General features: G+C 69.9%; 9 protein-coding genes, 1 tRNA gene and 1 rRNA gene. 10 read left to right on the forward strand and 1 reads right to left on the reverse strand.

Annotated features, from left to right (window positions below):
* From rrf to AB0D31_RS16535, 3 genes are all read left to right on the forward strand, one after another.
* Positions 1-91 (forward strand): 5S ribosomal RNA (gene rrf, locus AB0D31_RS16525); the annotation flags it as partial.
* Positions 92-189: 98 nt separating this feature from the next.
* Positions 190-867, forward strand: a complete 678-nt coding sequence (locus AB0D31_RS16530; RefSeq protein ID WP_362722880.1) for a DegT/DnrJ/EryC1/StrS family aminotransferase — start codon at positions 190-192, stop codon at positions 865-867.
* Between the two features lie 89 nt (positions 868-956).
* Positions 957-1,029: transfer RNA gene (locus AB0D31_RS16535), tRNA-Thr, on the forward strand.
* A gap of 67 nt (positions 1,030-1,096) precedes the next feature.
* On the opposite strand, the gene AB0D31_RS16540 is transcribed toward AB0D31_RS16535, so the two are convergent.
* The gene (locus AB0D31_RS16540) at positions 1,097-3,799 is read right to left on the reverse strand and encodes a SpoIIE family protein phosphatase (protein WP_362722882.1); all 2,703 of its coding nucleotides are present in this window, start codon (positions 3,797-3,799) and stop codon (positions 1,097-1,099) included.
* A 303-nt stretch (positions 3,800-4,102) separates the two neighbouring features.
* Between AB0D31_RS16540 and AB0D31_RS16545 the strand changes: the two genes are divergently transcribed.
* From AB0D31_RS16545 to AB0D31_RS16575, 7 genes are all read left to right on the forward strand, one after another.
* Positions 4,103-9,604: a HAMP domain-containing protein gene (locus AB0D31_RS16545; RefSeq protein WP_362722885.1), complete on the forward strand. Its 5,502-nt coding sequence runs from the start codon at positions 4,103-4,105 to the stop codon at positions 9,602-9,604.
* 337 nt (positions 9,605-9,941) lie between these two features.
* Positions 9,942-10,616 (forward strand): response regulator, encoded by a 675-nt coding sequence (locus AB0D31_RS16550; protein WP_362722888.1) that lies wholly within the window; start codon positions 9,942-9,944, stop codon positions 10,614-10,616.
* Positions 10,617-10,737: 121 nt separating this feature from the next.
* Positions 10,738-13,506, forward strand: a complete 2,769-nt coding sequence (locus AB0D31_RS16555; RefSeq protein WP_362722890.1) for a DNA translocase FtsK — start codon at positions 10,738-10,740, stop codon at positions 13,504-13,506.
* Between the two features lie 346 nt (positions 13,507-13,852).
* A complete protein-coding gene (locus tag AB0D31_RS16560) occupies positions 13,853-14,671 on the forward strand; it encodes a RodZ domain-containing protein (protein WP_362723059.1) in 819 nt (272 codons plus the stop codon).
* 60 nt (positions 14,672-14,731) lie between these two features.
* Positions 14,732-16,201, forward strand: coding sequence for a 30S ribosomal protein S12 methylthiotransferase RimO (gene rimO, locus AB0D31_RS16565; protein ID WP_362722893.1), 1,470 nt, complete (start codon positions 14,732-14,734; stop codon positions 16,199-16,201).
* Positions 16,198-16,866: a CDP-diacylglycerol--glycerol-3-phosphate 3-phosphatidyltransferase gene (gene pgsA, locus AB0D31_RS16570; protein WP_362722896.1), complete on the forward strand. Its 669-nt coding sequence runs from the start codon at positions 16,198-16,200 to the stop codon at positions 16,864-16,866. Before rimO ends, pgsA begins: the two co-directional genes overlap by 4 nt.
* Positions 16,863-17,372: a CinA family protein gene (locus AB0D31_RS16575; protein ID WP_362722898.1), complete on the forward strand. Its 510-nt coding sequence runs from the start codon at positions 16,863-16,865 to the stop codon at positions 17,370-17,372. Before pgsA ends, AB0D31_RS16575 begins: the two co-directional genes overlap by 4 nt.
* The last annotated feature ends 80 nt before the right edge of the window (positions 17,373-17,452 follow it).

The following is a 17,452-nucleotide window of genomic DNA, read 5'->3' on the forward strand; positions in this document are numbered from 1 at the left end:
GCCCGGTTACATTCCGAACCCGGAAGCTAAGCCTTTCAGCGCCGATGGTACTGCAGGGGGGACCCTGTGGGAGAGTAGGACGCCGCCGAACAAATCTTCAACGCTGGTCCCTGAACTTCGGTTCGGGGGCCAGCGTTTTTTTATGCCCGCTCACCTGGCGTTCATGTGACAGGAGAACGATCTCCTGTCATGAGGATGACGGGAGCGCTCACATCTGCCGGGGTCGTGAGCGGCGACGAAGTGGTCGTGCCGGCCTACGACAGCGGCGAGTTGGCCCGGGCCGTCGTGGCTGCCGGAGCGACTCCGGTCTTCGCCGACATAGACCCGCTGACCTACTGTCTGTCCCCGGACACCGCGGGCCGGGCGATCACATCCAGGACCGCGGCCGTCGTACTCGTACGCCGGTTCGGGTACCCGGCCGATACTGCCTCGTTCGCCGAACTCACCGCAGCACACGGTGTGTTGCTCCTCGAGGAGGAGGACAGCGAGGGCCTCGGCGGTGATGTGGCCCAACGGCGCGAGCGCGCCCGGTACTTGGACCGACGGCTCGTCGGGGTGGCAACGCCCGCGCCGGCGGACGGCCACCTCTATCAGCGTTACGTGGTGCGGGTGCCCGGCAATGGCCGGCCCGACCGGGACGCGTTCGCGCGGCTGTTGCGCAGGCGCGGGGTCGCATGCGACGTGCCGGTGCCCATTCCCGTACACCGAATGCGGGAGTTCCGGCGGGACGAGTGGGTGCTTGCCGCGACTGAGCGGGCGGCGGACGAAACGCTCGCGCTGCCCTCGCTCGACGCGCTGTCCCCGGCGGAATTGCGGCGGTTGGTATCCGTCTGCAACGCGTTGGGTGGGCTGCTGCAACCCGCCTAGCCGGAACCGGTGACCGTGGTTCGGAACACCGTCTGATTCGGGGTATGCTTTATCTCGTTGGTGAGGGGGAAACCCCGAAACAACAACCGGCCCCTATAGCTCAGTCGGTAGAGCGTCTCCATGGTAAGGAGAAGGTCTGCGGTTCGATTCCGCATGGGGGCTCAGAACATCGAAAGGCCCCGCCCATTGGGCGGGGCCTTTCGTGTACCCGCTGGGGCCCCTCCCCGGGTTATCGCTTGGCTTCTTCCGGGATGCGCATCGTCAGGATCGCCATGTCGTCCGACGCCGGTTCGGCGGCGAAGCGTTCGACCGCGCGCAGTACGCGTGCCGCGACCGCGCCCGCCGTCAGGCCCGTACACGTGGCGAGGACATCGGTGAGGCCGTCGTCGCCCAGCATGCGTGTGCCCTCACGGCGTTCGGTGATGCCGTCCGTCACACAGAGCAGGACGTCGCCGGGGTCGAGGGTGATGGTCTGCTCGTACAACTCCAGGTCCTCCATGACGCCGAGCAGGGGCTGCGGTTCGGCGGCCGGTTCGACCGTACCGTCCTGGCGCAGGCGCAGCGGAAGGGGATGGCCCGCGCAGACGACCTTCAGGATGGCGCTGCCGTCCTCCTGGGGCCACAACTCCCCGTACAGGAGCGTCAGGAAGCGGCTGCGGGCGCCCTCGTCGAGGATCGCCGCGTTGAGGCGTTCCAGGACGGCGGGGCCGCCGAAGCCCTCGCGGGCGAGCAGGCGCAGCGCGTGCCGGGCGAGGCCGGTGACCGCGGCGGCCTCCGGGCCCGTACCGCAGACGTCGCCGATGGCGAAGCCGTACGCACCGTCACGGATGGGGAAGAGGTCGTAGAAGTCGCCGCCCACCTCATTGCCCTCGCCGGCCGCGCGGTAGATCACCTCGACCTCGACGCCGGGGATCTGCGGCAGGCCGGGCGGCAACAGGGAGCGCTGGAGCGAGCGGCTGATGGCCATGCGCTCGGAGTACAGGCGGGCGTTGTCCAGGGCGAGGGCGGCCCGGCGGGAGAGGTCTTCGGCGAGTTCGAGGATTTCCTGACGGAAGTGGTCGTCGGACGGCTTGCCCAGGGTCAGCATGCCGATGACGCGGTTGCGGGCGACCAGGGGCAGGACGACGGTCTCGCCGCCGACCGCGGCCGCCGTCGACAAGGTGGAGCCGAGGCCGCCGCCGGTGTGCGGGGTGCCGGAGCGGCCGAAGTCGCGCATCGAGACGCGCAGCGCTGCCTGGTGAGCGGCCTCGCCGGGCGCGGTCCACACGCGGGCGCCCGGAGTGGGGACCGGCTCCGGCGGGCTGATCTTGGACAGGAGTGCCTTGAGGCCGTCGATGCGCTCCTCGTCCTCGTGCAGGACATAGGAGAGGTACGGGTCCGATGACTGGTCGGCGATCGTGTAGACGGCGCACCAGGTGGCCAGGGTGGGCACGGTCATCTGGGCCATGAGGGCGAGCGTCTGATCGCGGTCCAGGGTGCCGGCGAGGAGGTCGGAGGCTTCGACGAGGAAGCTCAGCGACCCTCTGCGCAGGCGCTCCAGCTCGCCCAGGCGGGCCGATTCGACGGCGAGGGCGATGCGGTCGGCGGCGAACTGGAGGCGCAGGGCCTCCTCGTTGGAGTAGCGGCCGGGGGATTCGGCGGCGACGCCGAGCGATCCTGTCAGGCGTCCCTCGACCTTCAGGGGCACGGTGACGACCGAGCGCATGCCGGTGCTTTCGAGGAGCGGAACGGCGCCGGGCACGGCCGCGAGGTCCTCGTGGACGGCTGGCATCCGCGCCGATCCGTACCGGCCGGTGCCGGCCTCGACGGGGACGCGGGCGAACCGCTGGCGGGCGGAGGGGAGTCCGGTCGTGGCGCGGACTTCCAGCTCGGTCTCGTCGTCGGTGGCGAGCAGCAGGAAGGCGGAGTCGCCGTCGAGCATGTCGCGGGCGCGCTCGACGGTGCGCTGGAGCAGACCGTCGAGGTCGTCGGGGGCGGGGGAGCCGATGAAGACCTCGAAGGGGTCAACGCTGCGGTTCTCGCCCAGCGCTGCGGATTCGGTGACGGGCTGGCGGGTGGGCGTCTGGAGCACCGCGCGCTCGTCGTCGCGGACGAGGAGGCAGACCGTGGAGGGTTCGCCCTCGGTGTCGCGGACCCTCAAGTGCGAGGCGTACACGGGGACTACGCGGCCGTCGGCGCCCCTTATCCCGTATGTGCCTTCCCAGCGCGAGAGTTGGAGGGCTTCGACGATGCCGGTGGAGGTGCCGGGGGTGTGCGGCCAGGCCGCGAAGTCGGTGAGCGCCTTGCCGGTGACCTGTTCGGCGGGGTAGCCGAAGAGTTCCTCGGCGTCCTCGTTCCAGGCGCGGACGGCGCCGGCGCGATCGATCTGCACGACCGCGACGCGGACCCGTCCGTCGGTCACGGGCAGGAGCGCGATGGGCAGGGCGGGGCCGGCCGAGCGGGTGCCCACCGGCCGGTTGGGCAGGTCGAGTTGGAACCAGACGTTCTTTCTCGTCGGCGTGTACTCGACGCCCCAGCGGGAGGCGAGGGCCGCGCAGAGCAGCAGGCCGCGGCCGTTCTCGCGGTCGGGGCTCGCGATGTCGGTGGGGGAGCCGAGGAGCGGAACCTCACGTTCGGGGTAGCGGTCGGCCACCTCCACGCGGACGCCGTCCCCGGAGCGCAGACACAGGACGTCCGCCTTGGTGCCGGCGTGGACCACCGCGTTGGTGACGAGCTCGCTGGTGAGGACCACGGCGTCGTCCACGACGTCCGCGTACCCCCAGCCCTGGAGGGTGTCCCGGACGAAGGCGCGGGCGGTCGCGACCGACCGCCCGACAGGGTCGAAGCTGGCTGCCGCCCGCGCGGTGATCACAGAACTCCTCGTACGCGTCTCGACGCCCGGATTTCCTTGCCGGGGCTCCGGAACGTGCCCTCCGGGAATCAACAGTCCCATGTCGGCCCGCCCCCTCCGGTGTCCCGCGGTCGTCCTTTGCGCCGCCTTTCCCCTGCCATGTCCGGCAAAGGGTACGAACCGCCCTCTTGCCGGGCGGACCGGGGCGGCTGGACAGCCGGGAGCCAGGTTACTTACCTTCGCGGTCCGAGCGGATGCCGGTCACCAGTGTTTCCGCCCTCCGTGGGCGGGGACGGATATGCGAAGCTGCCGAACTGTTATGGCCTGGTTCGGCCATGGTGAAACACTGGGCATGTTTCCGGAGACAGCCCGGGCAGTGCGGTCAACCCTTGCGGGAGGGACACGGTGGAGTCTGGCGCAGCGGCGCGCGGCGTAAGCACGCGCGCGAAGGACGATCAGCCCCGGACTCAACAGGCCCGGAACAAGCAGCGGGGGAGTGGCGGCACGACCGAGGTGGACACGGCTGCGCTGCAGCGTCTCCTCACGGCGCTCGCGTCGATGCGGGACGGAAACTTCCGCAAGCGCCTGACGGTCTCCGGCGACGGGGTGATGGCGGAGATCGCCGCCGTGTTCAACGAGGTCGCGGACCGCAACCTGCACCTGACCGGCGAGATCGCCCGGGTGCGCAGGATGGTGGGGCGCGAGGGCAAGCTGACCGAACGCCTGGAGAACGGCGCCTGTGAGGGATCCTGGGCGGCCGCGATCGACGCCTCCAACGCGCTCGTGGACGATCTCGCGCGCCCGGTCTCCGAGGTCGGCCGGGTGCTCTCGGCGGTGGCCGAAGGTGACCTGGAACAGCGGATGGATCTGCGGTCGCACGGCAGCGACGGCGCCGAGCGCCCGCTGCGCGGGGAGTTCCTCAAGGTCGGGCGGACCGTCAACAACCTGGTCGACCAGCTCTCCGCCTTCACCGACGAGGTGACCCGGGTCGCCCTCGAAGTCGGTACGGAGGGCAAACTCGGCGGTCAGGCCCAGGTGCGCGGAATGTCCGGTTCCTGGAAGGATCTGACGGATTCCGTCAACACGATGGCGTACCGGCTGACGGCTCAGGTACGTGACATTGCTCTCGTCACGACGGCCGTCGCCAAGGGTGATCTCTCACGCAAGGTCACCGTGCACGTGGCCGGCGAGATGCTCCAGCTGAAGAACACCGTCAACACGATGGTCGACCAGCTGTCCTCCTTCTCCTCGGAGGTGACCCGCGTGGCCCGCGAGGTCGGCACCGAGGGCGAGCTCGGCGGGCAGGCGCAGGTGCCGGGCGTGGCCGGGGTGTGGAAGGACCTCACCGACTCCGTCAACGTGATGGCGACCAACCTGACCGCCCAGGTGCGCGGGATCGCCCAGGTGACCACGGCGGTGGCCAGCGGCGACCTCTCGCAGAAGGTCACGGTCAACGCGCGCGGCGAGGTCGCGCAGCTCGCCGAGACCATCAACCAGATGACCGAGACACTGCGTACGTTCGCCGACGAGGTCACCCGCGTCGCCAACGAGGTCGGCGCCGAGGGGCTGCTCGGCGGGCAGGCGCAGGTGCCCGGCGCGGCCGGCACGTGGAAGGACCTCACGGACTCCGTCAACACGGTCTTCCGTAACCTGACAACCCAGGTGCGCGACATCGCGCAGGTGACGACGGCGGTCGCCAGCGGTGACATGACGCAGAAGGTCACCGTCGATGTGGCCGGCGAGATGCTGGAGCTGAAGAACACCGTCAACACGATGGTCGACCAGCTCCAGTCGTTCGGTTCCGAGGTGACCCGCGTGGCCCGCGAGGTCGGCATCGAGGGACGGCTCGGCGGCCAGGCCGAGGTGCCCGGCGCGGCCGGCACCTGGAAGGACCTGACGGACTCCGTCAACACCGCCTTCCGCAACCTCACCGGTCAGGTGCGCGACATCGCGCAGGTGACGACGGCGGTCGCCAATGGTGACCTGTCCCAGAAGGTCACCGTGGATGTGGCCGGCGAGATGCTGGAGCTGAAGAACACCGTCAACACGATGGTGGCGCAGCTCTCCAGCTTCGCCGACCAGGTTACGCGGATGGCGCGCGACGTGGGCACCGAGGGCCGCCTCGGCGGACAGGCCCGCGTCGACGGCGTCTCCGGCACCTGGAAGGAGCTCACCGACTCCGTCAACTTCATGGCGGGCAACCTGACCTCACAGGTACGCCAGATCGCGCAGGTGACCACGGCGGTGGCCCGCGGTGACCTCTCCCAGAAGATCGACGTGGACGCCCGCGGCGAGATGCTGGAGCTGAAGAACACCATCAACACGATGGTCGACCAGCTCTCCGCCTTCGCCGAGCAGGTCACCCGCGTCGCCCGCGAGGTGGGCACCGACGGGCGGCTCGGCGGTCAGGCCCAGGTGCCCGGCGTCGCCGGTGTGTGGCGCGACCTGACGGACTCCGTGAACGGCATGGCCGGCAACCTCACGGCGCAGGTGCGCAACATCGCCCAGGTCGCCACGGCGGTGGCCCGCGGTGACCTCTCGCAGAAGATCGACGTGGACGCCCGCGGCGAGATCCTGGAGCTCAAGAACACGCTCAACACGATGGTCGACCAGCTCTCCAACTTCGCCGAGCAGGTCACCCGGGTGGCGCGTGAGGTGGGCACCGAGGGCATTCTGGGCGGGCAGGCCGAGGTGCAGGGCGTCTCGGGCACCTGGAAGGACCTCACCCAGTCCGTCAACTTCATGGCCAACAACCTGACGTCCCAGGTGCGCAACATCGCCGAGGTGACGACGGCGGTCGCCGAGGGCGACCTCTCCAAGAAGATCACCGTCGACTCCAAGGGCGAGATCCTGGAGCTGGTCACGACCGTCAACACGATGGTCGACCAGCTCTCCAACTTCGCCGACGAGGTCACCCGCGTCGCCCGTGAGGTCGGCACCGAAGGCATCCTGGGCGGTCAGGCCCGGGTGCGCGGCGTCACCGGCATCTGGAAGGACCTCAGCGACAACGTCAACCTGATGGCCGCCAACCTGACGACCCAGGTCCGCAACATCTCCCGCGTCTCGGCGGCCGTCGCCAACGGCGACCTCACCAAGAAGGTGACGGTCGAGGCACGCGGCGAGGTCGCCGAACTCGCCGACACCGTCAACACCATGGTGACGACGCTTTCCTCCTTCGCCGAGCAGGTCACCAAGGTGGCCCGTGAGGTGGGCACCGACGGCATCCTGGGCGGACAGGCCCGTGTGCCCGGCGTCTCGGGCACCTGGAAGGACCTCACCGAGTCGGTGAACTCCATGGCCGACAACCTCACCGGCCAGGTCCGTCAGATCGCCACCGTCACCACCGCCATCGCGCAGGGCGACCTCACCAAGAAGATCGACATCGATGCGCGGGGCGAGATCCAGGAGCTGAAGAACACCATCAACACGATGGTCGACCAGCTCTCCTCGTTCGGTCAGGAAGTCACCCGGGTCGCCCGCGAGGTGGGCACCGAGGGCCAGTTGGGCGGCCACGCCCGCGTACGGGACGTGGACGGCACCTGGCGCGACCTCACCGAATCGGTGAACGAGATGGCCGGCAACCTGACCCGTCAGGTCCGCGCGATCGCGGCCGTCGCCACCGCGGTGACCCGCGGCGACCTCAACCTGAAGATCGACGTGGACGCGGCGGGCGAGATCCAGGCCCTCCAGGACAACATCAACACGATGATCGCCAACCTGCGCGACACCACCGTCGCCAACAAGGAGCAGGACTGGCTCAAGGGCAACCTGGCCCGCATCTCCGGCCTCATGCAGGGCCGCCGCGACCTCGACGACGTCGCCTCGCTGATCATGACCGAACTGACGCCGGTCGTCTCGGCGCAGCACGGCGCGTTCTTCCTGGCCATGCCCACGGGCGGCGCCACCGAGGTCGGCGCGGACCGTGACGCCTCGTACGAGCTGCGGATGCGCGGGAGTTACGGATACTCGGCGGGCTCGATGCCGACCTCGTTCCGACCCGGCGAGACCCTCATCGGCACGGCCGCCGAGGAGAAGCGGACCATCCTGGTGGAGAACGTGCCGCCGGGCTATCTGCGGATCTCCTCCGGTCTCGGCGAGGCGCCGCCCGCCCATGTGATCGTGCTGCCGGTGCTCTTCGAGGGCAAGGTCCTCGGCGTGATCGAACTGGCCTCCTTCCAGCCGTTCACGCACATCCAGAAGGACTTCCTCAACCAGATCGCCGAGATGATCGCGACCAGCGTCAACACCATCTCCGTCAACTCCAAGACCGAGGTGCTGCTCAAGCAGTCGCAGGAACTCACCGAGCAACTGCGCGAGCGGTCCGCGGAGTTGGAGAACCGGCAGAGCGCGCTCCAGGCCTCCAACGCCGAACTGGAGGAGAAGGCCGAGCTGCTCGCCCAGCAGAACCGTGACATCGAGGTGAAGAACACCGAGATCGAGGAGGCCCGGCAGGTCCTGGAGGAGCGCGCCGAGCAGCTCGCCGTCTCCATGCGCTACAAGTCCGAGTTCCTCGCGAACATGTCACACGAACTGCGCACCCCGCTCAACTCCCTTCTCATCCTCGCCAAGTTGCTCGCCGACAACGCGGAGGGCAACCTCTCGCCCAAGCAGGTCGAGTTCGCCGAAACGATCCACGGGGCCGGCTCCGACCTGCTCCAGCTGATCAACGACATCCTCGACCTGTCCAAGGTCGAGGCCGGCAAGATGGACGTGTCGCCGACCCGGATCGCCCTGGTCCAGCTCGTCGACTACGTGGAGGCCACCTTCCGCCCGCTGACCGCGGAGAAGGGCCTCGACTTCTCGGTACGGGTCTCACCCGAGCTGCCCGCCACGCTCCACACCGACGAGCAGCGCCTGCTCCAGGTGTTGCGCAACCTGCTGTCCAACGCGGTGAAGTTCACCGACTCCGGCGCCGTCGAGCTGGTGATCCGCCCGGCCGGCACCGATGTCCCGCACGCCATCCGCGAGCAGCTCCTGGAGGCGGGCTCGCTGCGCGACGCGGACGCGGGTCTCATCGCGTTCTCCGTCACCGACACCGGCATCGGCATCGCGGCCGGCAAGATGCGGGTCATCTTCGAGGCGTTCAAGCAGGCGGACGGCACCACCAGCCGCAAGTACGGCGGCACGGGCCTCGGCCTGTCCATCAGCCGCGAGATCGCGCGGCTGCTCGGCGGCGAGATCCACGCGGCGAGCGAGCCGGGCCGCGGCTCCACCTTCACGCTCTATCTTCCGCTGCACCTCAGCGAGTTGCCGCCGCAGGGCTACCCGCAGCTCGCCGCCGGCTCCATGGAGGGCGCCACGGGGCTCCCCCTCGATGCGGCGGGCCACGTGGACGTCACGCGCCACAACGGCGGGCAGTGCGGCGCCTCCGAGGCCGCGCAGCCCGGCGCGGCGGGTCTGTTCCGCAGGCGCCGCAAGGCGCTCGAAGCGGCCGGACGCCAGGAAGCCGCCCCGCAGGGGCAGCAGAGCGCCGCCGACGAGGACTGGGCGCCGGCCGAACCGGAGCGGGCACCCGCGCGGAGCTTCCACTTCACGGGCGAGAAGGTCCTCATCGTCGACGACGACGTACGCAACGTCTTCGCGCTCACCAGCGTCCTCGAACAGCACGGCCTCTCGGTGCTGTACGCGGAGAACGGCCGGGAGGGCATCGAGGTCCTCGAACAGCACGAGGACACCGCGGTGGTCCTGATGGACATCATGATGCCGGAGATGGACGGCTACGCCACGACGTCGGCGATCCGCCGCATGCCGCAGTTCGCCGGTCTGCCGATCGTCGCGCTCACCGCGAAGGCGATGAAGGGGGACCGCGAGAAGGCCATCGAGTCGGGCGCCTCCGACTACGTGACCAAGCCCGTCGACCCCGATCACCTGCTCTCCGTGATGGAGCAGTGGATGCGAGGAAAGTGATCACCGGCCGGGGCGGGGAAGCGACCGCGGACGGGGTCAGGAAATGATCACCGGCCGGGTGAGAAGTGATCGCCGACCGGTCGGGGAAACGATCGCCGGCCGGGCGCCGGACCCGGCCGGTGCTGACTGACGGTGGCCGAAGGCGTGTGGGAGGGCGGTATTCGGGGAACCTTCTGGTCTCCCACTACGTTTCTGCTACGTGCACAGTGACATCGCGGTGACAGGGTGTGGCGACAGGCGGGGTGCGGCTACCATGACCGGCACAAGGACGGGCGACGCAAGGGAGTCGTCCCCTGGGGCGGCGCCCGGTGCACTGCCGGGGCGAGGAGGGCGGGCCATGGTGCAGAAGGCCAAGATCCTCCTGGTCGATGACCGGCCGGAGAATCTGCTGGCGCTGGAGGCCATCCTCTCTGCGCTCGATCAGACACTGGTGCGGGCATCGTCAGGGGAGGAAGCGCTCAAAGCGCTGCTTACGGACGATTTCGCGGTCATCTTGCTGGATGTCCAGATGCCCGGAATGGACGGGTTCGAGACCGCGGCGCACATCAAGCGGCGGGAACGGACGCGGGACATCCCGATCATCTTTCTCACGGCCATCAACCACGGCCCCCACCACACCTTCCGGGGGTACGCGGCCGGCGCCGTGGACTACATCTCGAAGCCGTTCGACCCCTGGGTGCTGCGCGCCAAGGTGTCCGTCTTCGTCGAGCTGTACATGAAGAACTGCCAGCTGCGCGAGCAGGCGGCGCTGTTGCGGCTCCAGTTGGAGGGCGGCACCCAGGGCGGCGCGGCCAGGGAGTCCGCGGGTCTGCTGGCCGAACTGTCCGCACGGCTCGCGGCAGTTGAGGAACAGGCCGAGGCGCTCTCCAAGCAGCTCGACGACGAATCCGCCGACGCCGCGGCGGTCGCCACCGCCGCCCACCTGGAGCGCAAGCTCACCGGCCTGCGGCGGGCGTTGGACGCGCTGGAGCCCGGCACCGGCGGCGCACCCACCCTGCCGTCGCAGAACTGAAGGCCCCGCCTGACGCCGCGTCCGGTTGACGCGGCGTCAGCAGGCGTGCGGTGTACGACACGGACGGGTGAAGGCGTAGGCACACGTGTCCACCGCCGCCGACCCAGGTAACCTCAGCACCATGGCCTCACGTACGTCCGGCAAGGGTTCCCAGGGCACGGCGGGCACCGCGAAGCGCACCGGCCGTACCCCGGCGAAGGCCGCGCCCGCGAAGAAAGCCGCGGCCCCCAAAGCGCCCGCGAAGAAGACCGCGGCCAAGAAGGCGCCCGCAAGGAAGGCGGCGGCCCCCAGGCCCGCCCCCAGGGTCGCCCCGTCACCGACCGGCGGCCTGTACCGGCTGGTGCGCGCCGTCTGGCTCGGCGCGGCCCACGGCGTCGGCGCGGTGTTCCGCGGCATAGGACGCGGCGCCAAGGGACTCGACCCCGCCCACCGCAAGGACGGCGTCGCCCTGCTCCTGCTCGGCATCGCCCTGATCGTCGCCGCCGGCACCTGGTCCAACCTGCGCGGCCCCGTCGGCGACCTCGTGCAGATGCTGGTGACCGGCGCGTTCGGCCGCCTCGACGTGGTGGTGCCGCTGCTGCTCGGCGCCATCGCGATCCGGCTCATCCTCTATCCCGAGAAGCCCGAGGCCAACGGGCGCATCGTCATCGGCCTGTCCGCCCTCACCCTCGGCGTGCTCGGCCAGGTCCACATTGCGTGCGGCTCGCCCGGCCGCGACGCCGGCACCGACGCCATGCAGGACGCCGGCGGCCTGATCGGCTGGGCCTCCTCCAAGCCCCTCGAATTCACCCTCGGTGACGTCCTCGCCGTGCCGATGCTCGTCCTGCTCACCGTCTTCGGCCTGCTCGTGGTCACCGCGACCCCGGTCAACGCCATCCCGCAACGGCTGCGGCTGCTCGGCGTCAAACTCGGCATCCTCGAACCGCTCCCCGGTGAACTCGCCGACGAGGAGCTGTACGACGACGAGTGGCGCGAAGCCGAACCCGCCGCGCGCACCCGGCGCCGCCCCGCCACTGCCTTCGAGCACGACCCCGAGCGCGCCGAGGAAGAGGCGCTGACGCGGCGCCGCAAGCCCCGGCGCGGCTCGGTGCAGCCGGCCTTCGAGAACGGGCTCGACCCGGTCGACGTGGCCGCCGCCGCGGCCGCCGCCCTCGACGGCGCCGTCATGAACGGGCTGCCGCCCTCGCCCGTCGTCGCCGACCTCACCCAGGGTGTCACCGGCGACCGCGGCAAGGAGCAGCAGGAAGCCACCCCGCTGCCGACCGCACGCGCCGCCCAGCCCGGGGTGAGGAAGCCGAGCCCGGCCGCGCCGAAGGCCACCCCGGGCGCGCCCCCCGTCGTACCCGACCTGACGAAGGCGCCCCGCGAAACCACCGAGCCGCTGCCGCCGCGCGCCGAACAGCTCCAGCTCGCCGGTGACATCACCTATGCGCTGCCTTCGCTCGACCTCCTGGAGAAGGGCGGCCCCGGCAAGACCCGCAGCGCCGCCAACGACGCCGTCGTCGCCTCGTTGCAGAACGTCTTCATGGAGTTCAAGGTCGACGCCAACGTCACCGGCTTCACCCGCGGCCCGACGGTCACGCGGTACGAGATCGAGCTCGGACCGGCCGTCAAGGTCGAGCGGATCACCGCGCTCGCCAAGAACATCGCGTACGCCGTCGCCAGCCCCGATGTGCGGATCATCTCGCCGATCCCCGGCAAGTCCGCCGTCGGCATCGAGATCCCCAACACCGACCGCGAAATGGTCAACCTCGGCGATGTGCTGCGCCTCGCGGACGCCGCCGAGGACGACCACCCCATGCTGGTGGCGCTCGGCAAGGACGTCGAGGGCGGCTACGTCATGGCGAACCTCGCCAAGATGCCCCACGTCCTGGTCGCCGGAGCCACCGGCTCCGGAAAGTCCTCCTGCATCAACTGCCTCATCACCTCGGTGATGGTGCGGGCCACCCCCGAGGACGTCCGCATGGTGCTCGTCGACCCCAAGCGGGTGGAGCTGACGGCGTACGAGGGCATCCCGCACCTCATCACGCCGATCATCACCAACCCCAAACGGGCCGCGGAGGCGCTCCAGTGGGTCGTGCGCGAAATGGACCTGCGCTACGACGACCTCGCCGCGTTCGGGTTCCGCCACATCGACGACTTCAACGCGGCCATCCGCAGCGGCAAGGTGAAGCTGCCCGAGGGCAGCGAACGCGAGCTCACCCCGTATCCGTACCTCCTGGTGATCGTCGACGAGCTCGCCGACCTGATGATGGTCGCGCCGCGCGACGTGGAGGACGCGATCGTCCGCATCACCCAGCTGGCCCGCGCCGCCGGCATCCACCTGGTGCTCGCCACCCAGCGGCCGTCCGTCGACGTCGTCACCGGCCTGATCAAGGCGAACGTCCCCTCACGCCTCGCCTTCGCGACGTCCTCGCTCGCCGACAGCCGGGTCATCCTCGACCAGCCCGGCGCCGAGAAGCTCATCGGCAAGGGCGACGGGCTCTTCCTGCCGATGGGCGCGAACAAGCCGACCCGGCTCCAGGGCGCCTTCGTCACCGAGGACGAGATCCAGGCCGTCGTCCAGCACTGCAAGGACCAGATGGCGCCCGTCTTCCGCGACGACGTCACGGTCGGCACCAAGCAGAAGAAGGAGATCGACGAGGAGATCGGCGACGACCTGGACCTGCTGTGCCAGGCCGCCGAACTTGTGGTGTCCACGCAGTTCGGCTCCACCTCGATGCTCCAGCGCAAGCTGCGCGTCGGCTTCGCCAAGGCCGGCCGGCTGATGGACCTGATGGAGTCGCGCTCCATCGTCGGCCCCAGCGAGGGCTCCAAGGCCCGCGATGTTCTGGTCAAGCCGGACGAACTCGATGGCGTGCTCGCCGTGATCCGGGGGGAGGCTCCCTGAGTGTGTGCGGCGACGATCCCGGCGAAGACCCGGGGCACCGCCTACCGGCCGGGCCGGTACGCGGCGACCCGGTCGGCCGACGGCCGACCGGCCCAAACAGCACTCGTACGGGATGACAGGGCAACCGTTTCCCCTGGCCGTACGTCAAGTTGAGGAAGACGTGGAAGCACATGTGGTCGCCGCCCCGCCGTCAGGGGCACCGGCCATACCGATGGCGTACAAAGTCCGCGCTCCCGGTTGCCCCACGCTTTCCTACCCCCCCTAGACTGAACACCCAGCAGGTGGCTCACGCTCGAAAGGCGCCCCCGTGTCCATCGGCAACTCTCCCGAAGACGACCGGCCTTCGATCGAAGACGACGGGCCGGCGATCGCAAACGACGGGCCGTCGATCGGTCGCGCACTCCAGCAGGCCCGCATCGCCGCCGGCCTGACGGTCGACGAGGTCAGCTCCTCCACCCGGGTGCGCATCCCCATCGTGCACGCGATCGAAGAGGACGACTTCTCGCGCTGCGGCGGCGACGTGTACGCCCGCGGCCACATCCGCACGTTCGCCCAGGCCGTCGGCCTCGACCCCGCCCCGCTGGTCGCCCAGTACGACGACGATCACGGCGGCCGCCCCGCGCCCACGCCCGCCGCGCCTCTGTTCGACGCGGAGCGGATCCGCCCCGAGCCCAGGCGCCCCAACTGGACCGCCGCCATGGTCGCCGCGATCGTGGTGGTCGTCGGCTTTGTCGGTTTCACCATGTTCAGCGGCAACGACAAGGGCAAGAGCCACTCCTCGGTCGCCGAAGGCCCCGCCCAGCAGAAGCCCAGCAAGCAGGCGGCCAGCCCCACCCCGTCCAAGCCCGCCGTCCCCACCCCCACCCCGACCCCCTCCGACAGTGCGATCGCGGCCGTCCCCGCCGACAAGGTCACCGTCAAGGTCACCGCGGTCAACGACAAGAGCTGGATCTCGGCCAAGGACCACAACGGCAAGATGCTCTTCGACGGCCTGCTCCAGAAGGGCGACGCCCAGACGTTCCAGGACGCCGAGAAGGTCGACCTGATCCTCGGAAACGCCGGGGCGATCGAGCTCTACGTCAACGGCAAGAAGATCGAGAGCAAGTTCGACGACGGCCAGGTCGAACGCCTCAGCTACACCAAGGGCGACCCCCAGGTCGGATGATCCCCGGGCCCACGACCCTCGCGGCGGGGGCGTGGGCCAGGACAAAGTAGTCTTGAGTCCATGCCCGAACGCCGCACCGTCGCCCTTGTCACTCTTGGCTGCGCCCGTAACGAGGTGGACTCGGAGGAGCTCGCAGGCCGCTTGGCAGCGGACGGCTGGGAGCTCGTCGAGGACGCATCGGACGCGGACGTCGCCGTCGTCAACACCTGTGGATTCGTCGAAGCCGCCAAGAAGGACTCCGTCGACGCCCTCCTCGAAGCCAACGACCTGAAGGACCACGGCAGGACCCAGGCCGTCGTCGCGGTCGGCTGCATGGCCGAGCGGTACGGCAAGGACCTCGCCGAGGCGCTCCCCGAAGCCGACGGCGTCCTCGGCTTCGACGACTACGCCGACATCTCCGACCGCCTCCAGACCATCCTCAACGGCGGCATCCACGCCTCGCACACCCCCCGCGACCGGCGCAAGCTGCTTCCCATCAGCCCCACCGAGCGCCAGAGCGCCCCCGACGTGGCGCTGCCCGGGCACGCCCAGGACACCCCGCCCGAGGACCTCCCCGAAGGCCTCGCGCCCGCCTCCGGGCCCCGCGCGCCGCTGCGCCGCCGGCTCGACACCAGCCCCGTCGCCTCCGTGAAGCTGGCCTCCGGCTGCGACCGCCGCTGCTCGTTCTGCGCGATCCCCTCCTTCCGCGGCTCGTTCATCTCGCGCCGCCCCAGCGACGTCCTCGGCGAGACTCGCTGGCTCGCCGAACAGGGCGTCAAGGAGGTCATGCTCGTCTCCGAGAACAACACCTCCTACGGCAAGGATCTCGGCGACATCCGACTCCTGGAAACCCTGCTCCCCGAACTCGCCGCCGTCGACGGCATCGAACGGGTCCGGGTCAGCTACCTCCAGCCCGCCGAGATGCGGCCCGGCCTCATCGACGTCCTCACCTCGACCGACAAGGTCGTGCCGTACTTCGACCTCTCCTTCCAGCACTCCGCGCCCGCCGTGCTGCGCGCCATGCGCCGCTTCGGTGACACCGAGCGCTTCCTCGAACTGCTCGACACCATCCGCGCCAAGGCCCCCACCGCCGGTGTGCGCTCCAACTTCATCGTCGGCTTCCCCGGAGAGACCGAGGAGGACTTCAAGGAGCTGGAACGCTTCCTCACCGCGGCCCGCCTCGACGCCATCGGCGTCTTCGGCTACTCCGACGAAGAGGGCACCGAAGCGCTCGGCTACGACAACAAGCTCGACGACGACACCATCGCCGCACGCCTGGCCCACCTGTCGCGCCTCGCCGAGGAACTCACCGCGCAGCGCGCCGAGGAGCGCATCGGCGACACCGTGCGCGTCCTGGTCGAGAGCATCGACGACGAGGACGGCGCGATCGGCCGCGCCGAGCACCAGGCCCCCGAGACCGACGGCCAAGTGATCTTCACCGAGCGCGCGGGACTTGCGCCCGGCCGTATCGTCGAGGCGAAGGTGGTAGCCACCGAAGGTGTCGACCTCGTGGTCGAGTTGCTTGGCGGGGTTGAGGAGGCGGGCAGATGACCGGAGTCCCGGCGTCGACGGCGGGCGGTACCGGCCCTGCGCCGGCGCCCGGCGGCAAGCTGGGTGCTGCGGCCGTCAACCAGGCCAGCCTCTGGAACATCGCCAACATCCTCACCATGATCCGGCTCGTACTCGTGCCGGGCTTCGTGATGCTGCTGCTCGCGGACGGCGGATACGACCCGGGGATGCGGGCCTGGGCCTGGGCGGCCTTCGCCGTCGCCATGATCACAGACATCTTCGACGGCCATCTGGCACGCACGTACAACCTGGTCACCGACTTCGGGAAGATCGCCGACCCCATCGCCGACAAGGCGATCATGGGTGCCGCGCTGATCTGCCTCTCCCTCCTCGGCGACCTGCCCTGGTGGGTCACCGGCGTCATCCTCTTCCGGGAACTGGGCATCACGCTCATGCGTTTCTGGGTCATCCGGCACGGAGTGATTCCGGCCAGCCGCGGCGGCAAGCTCAAGACCCTCGCCCAGGGCACCGCGACCGGCATGTACGTCCTCGCCCTGACCGGCCCGCTGGCGACCCTGCGGTTCTGGGTCATGGCGCTCGCCGTCGTGCTCACGGTCGTCACGGGGCTCGACTACGTGCGCCAGGCGATCGTGCTGAGGCGTCAGGGGCTCGCCGCGCAACGCGCCGACGGGCGACCGGGGTCGTGAGCGAAGCGGCGCGGGTCCTGCGCCTGCTCACGGAGCGTGAGCAGACGCTCGCGGTCGCGGAGTCCCTGACGGGCGGCCTCGTGGCCGCGGAACTGACCTCCGTGCCCGGCGCCTCGCACGCTTTCCGCGGCTCCGTCACGGCGTACGCCACCGCACTCAAGCACACCGTCCTCGGCGTGGACGGGGCTCTTCTGGACCAGCGCGGAGCGGTCGATCCCGACGTCGCGCTGCAGATGGCGGCGGGGGTGCGCGAGGCGCTCGGCGCGAGCTGGGGCATCGCGACGACGGGGGTCGCGGGCCCCGAACCACAGGACGGAAAGCCGGTCGGCACGGTATACGTTTCGGCCGTTGGCCCCGCGGGGTCGAACAAAACCCTCGCATTGAGGTTGAACGGCGACCGGGCGGAAATCCGTAAGGAGAGTGTACGCAGCGTGCTCGAACTGCTCTCCAGTGAACTCCGCAAGGCTGGGCGGGCACAGGATACGGAACAGAACGGGGGGATTTGATGTTTGCAGCCCTGAGTGAACACGACATCGCTCCCCGCACGGCCGCGGCGCGAGGCGGTACGGTGGGGCGTGAAGGATGC

Origin of the sequence: Streptomyces sp. NPDC048361 (genome assembly GCF_040651795.1) — a bacterium.
GTDB lineage: Bacteria > Actinomycetota > Actinomycetes > Streptomycetales > Streptomycetaceae > Streptomyces.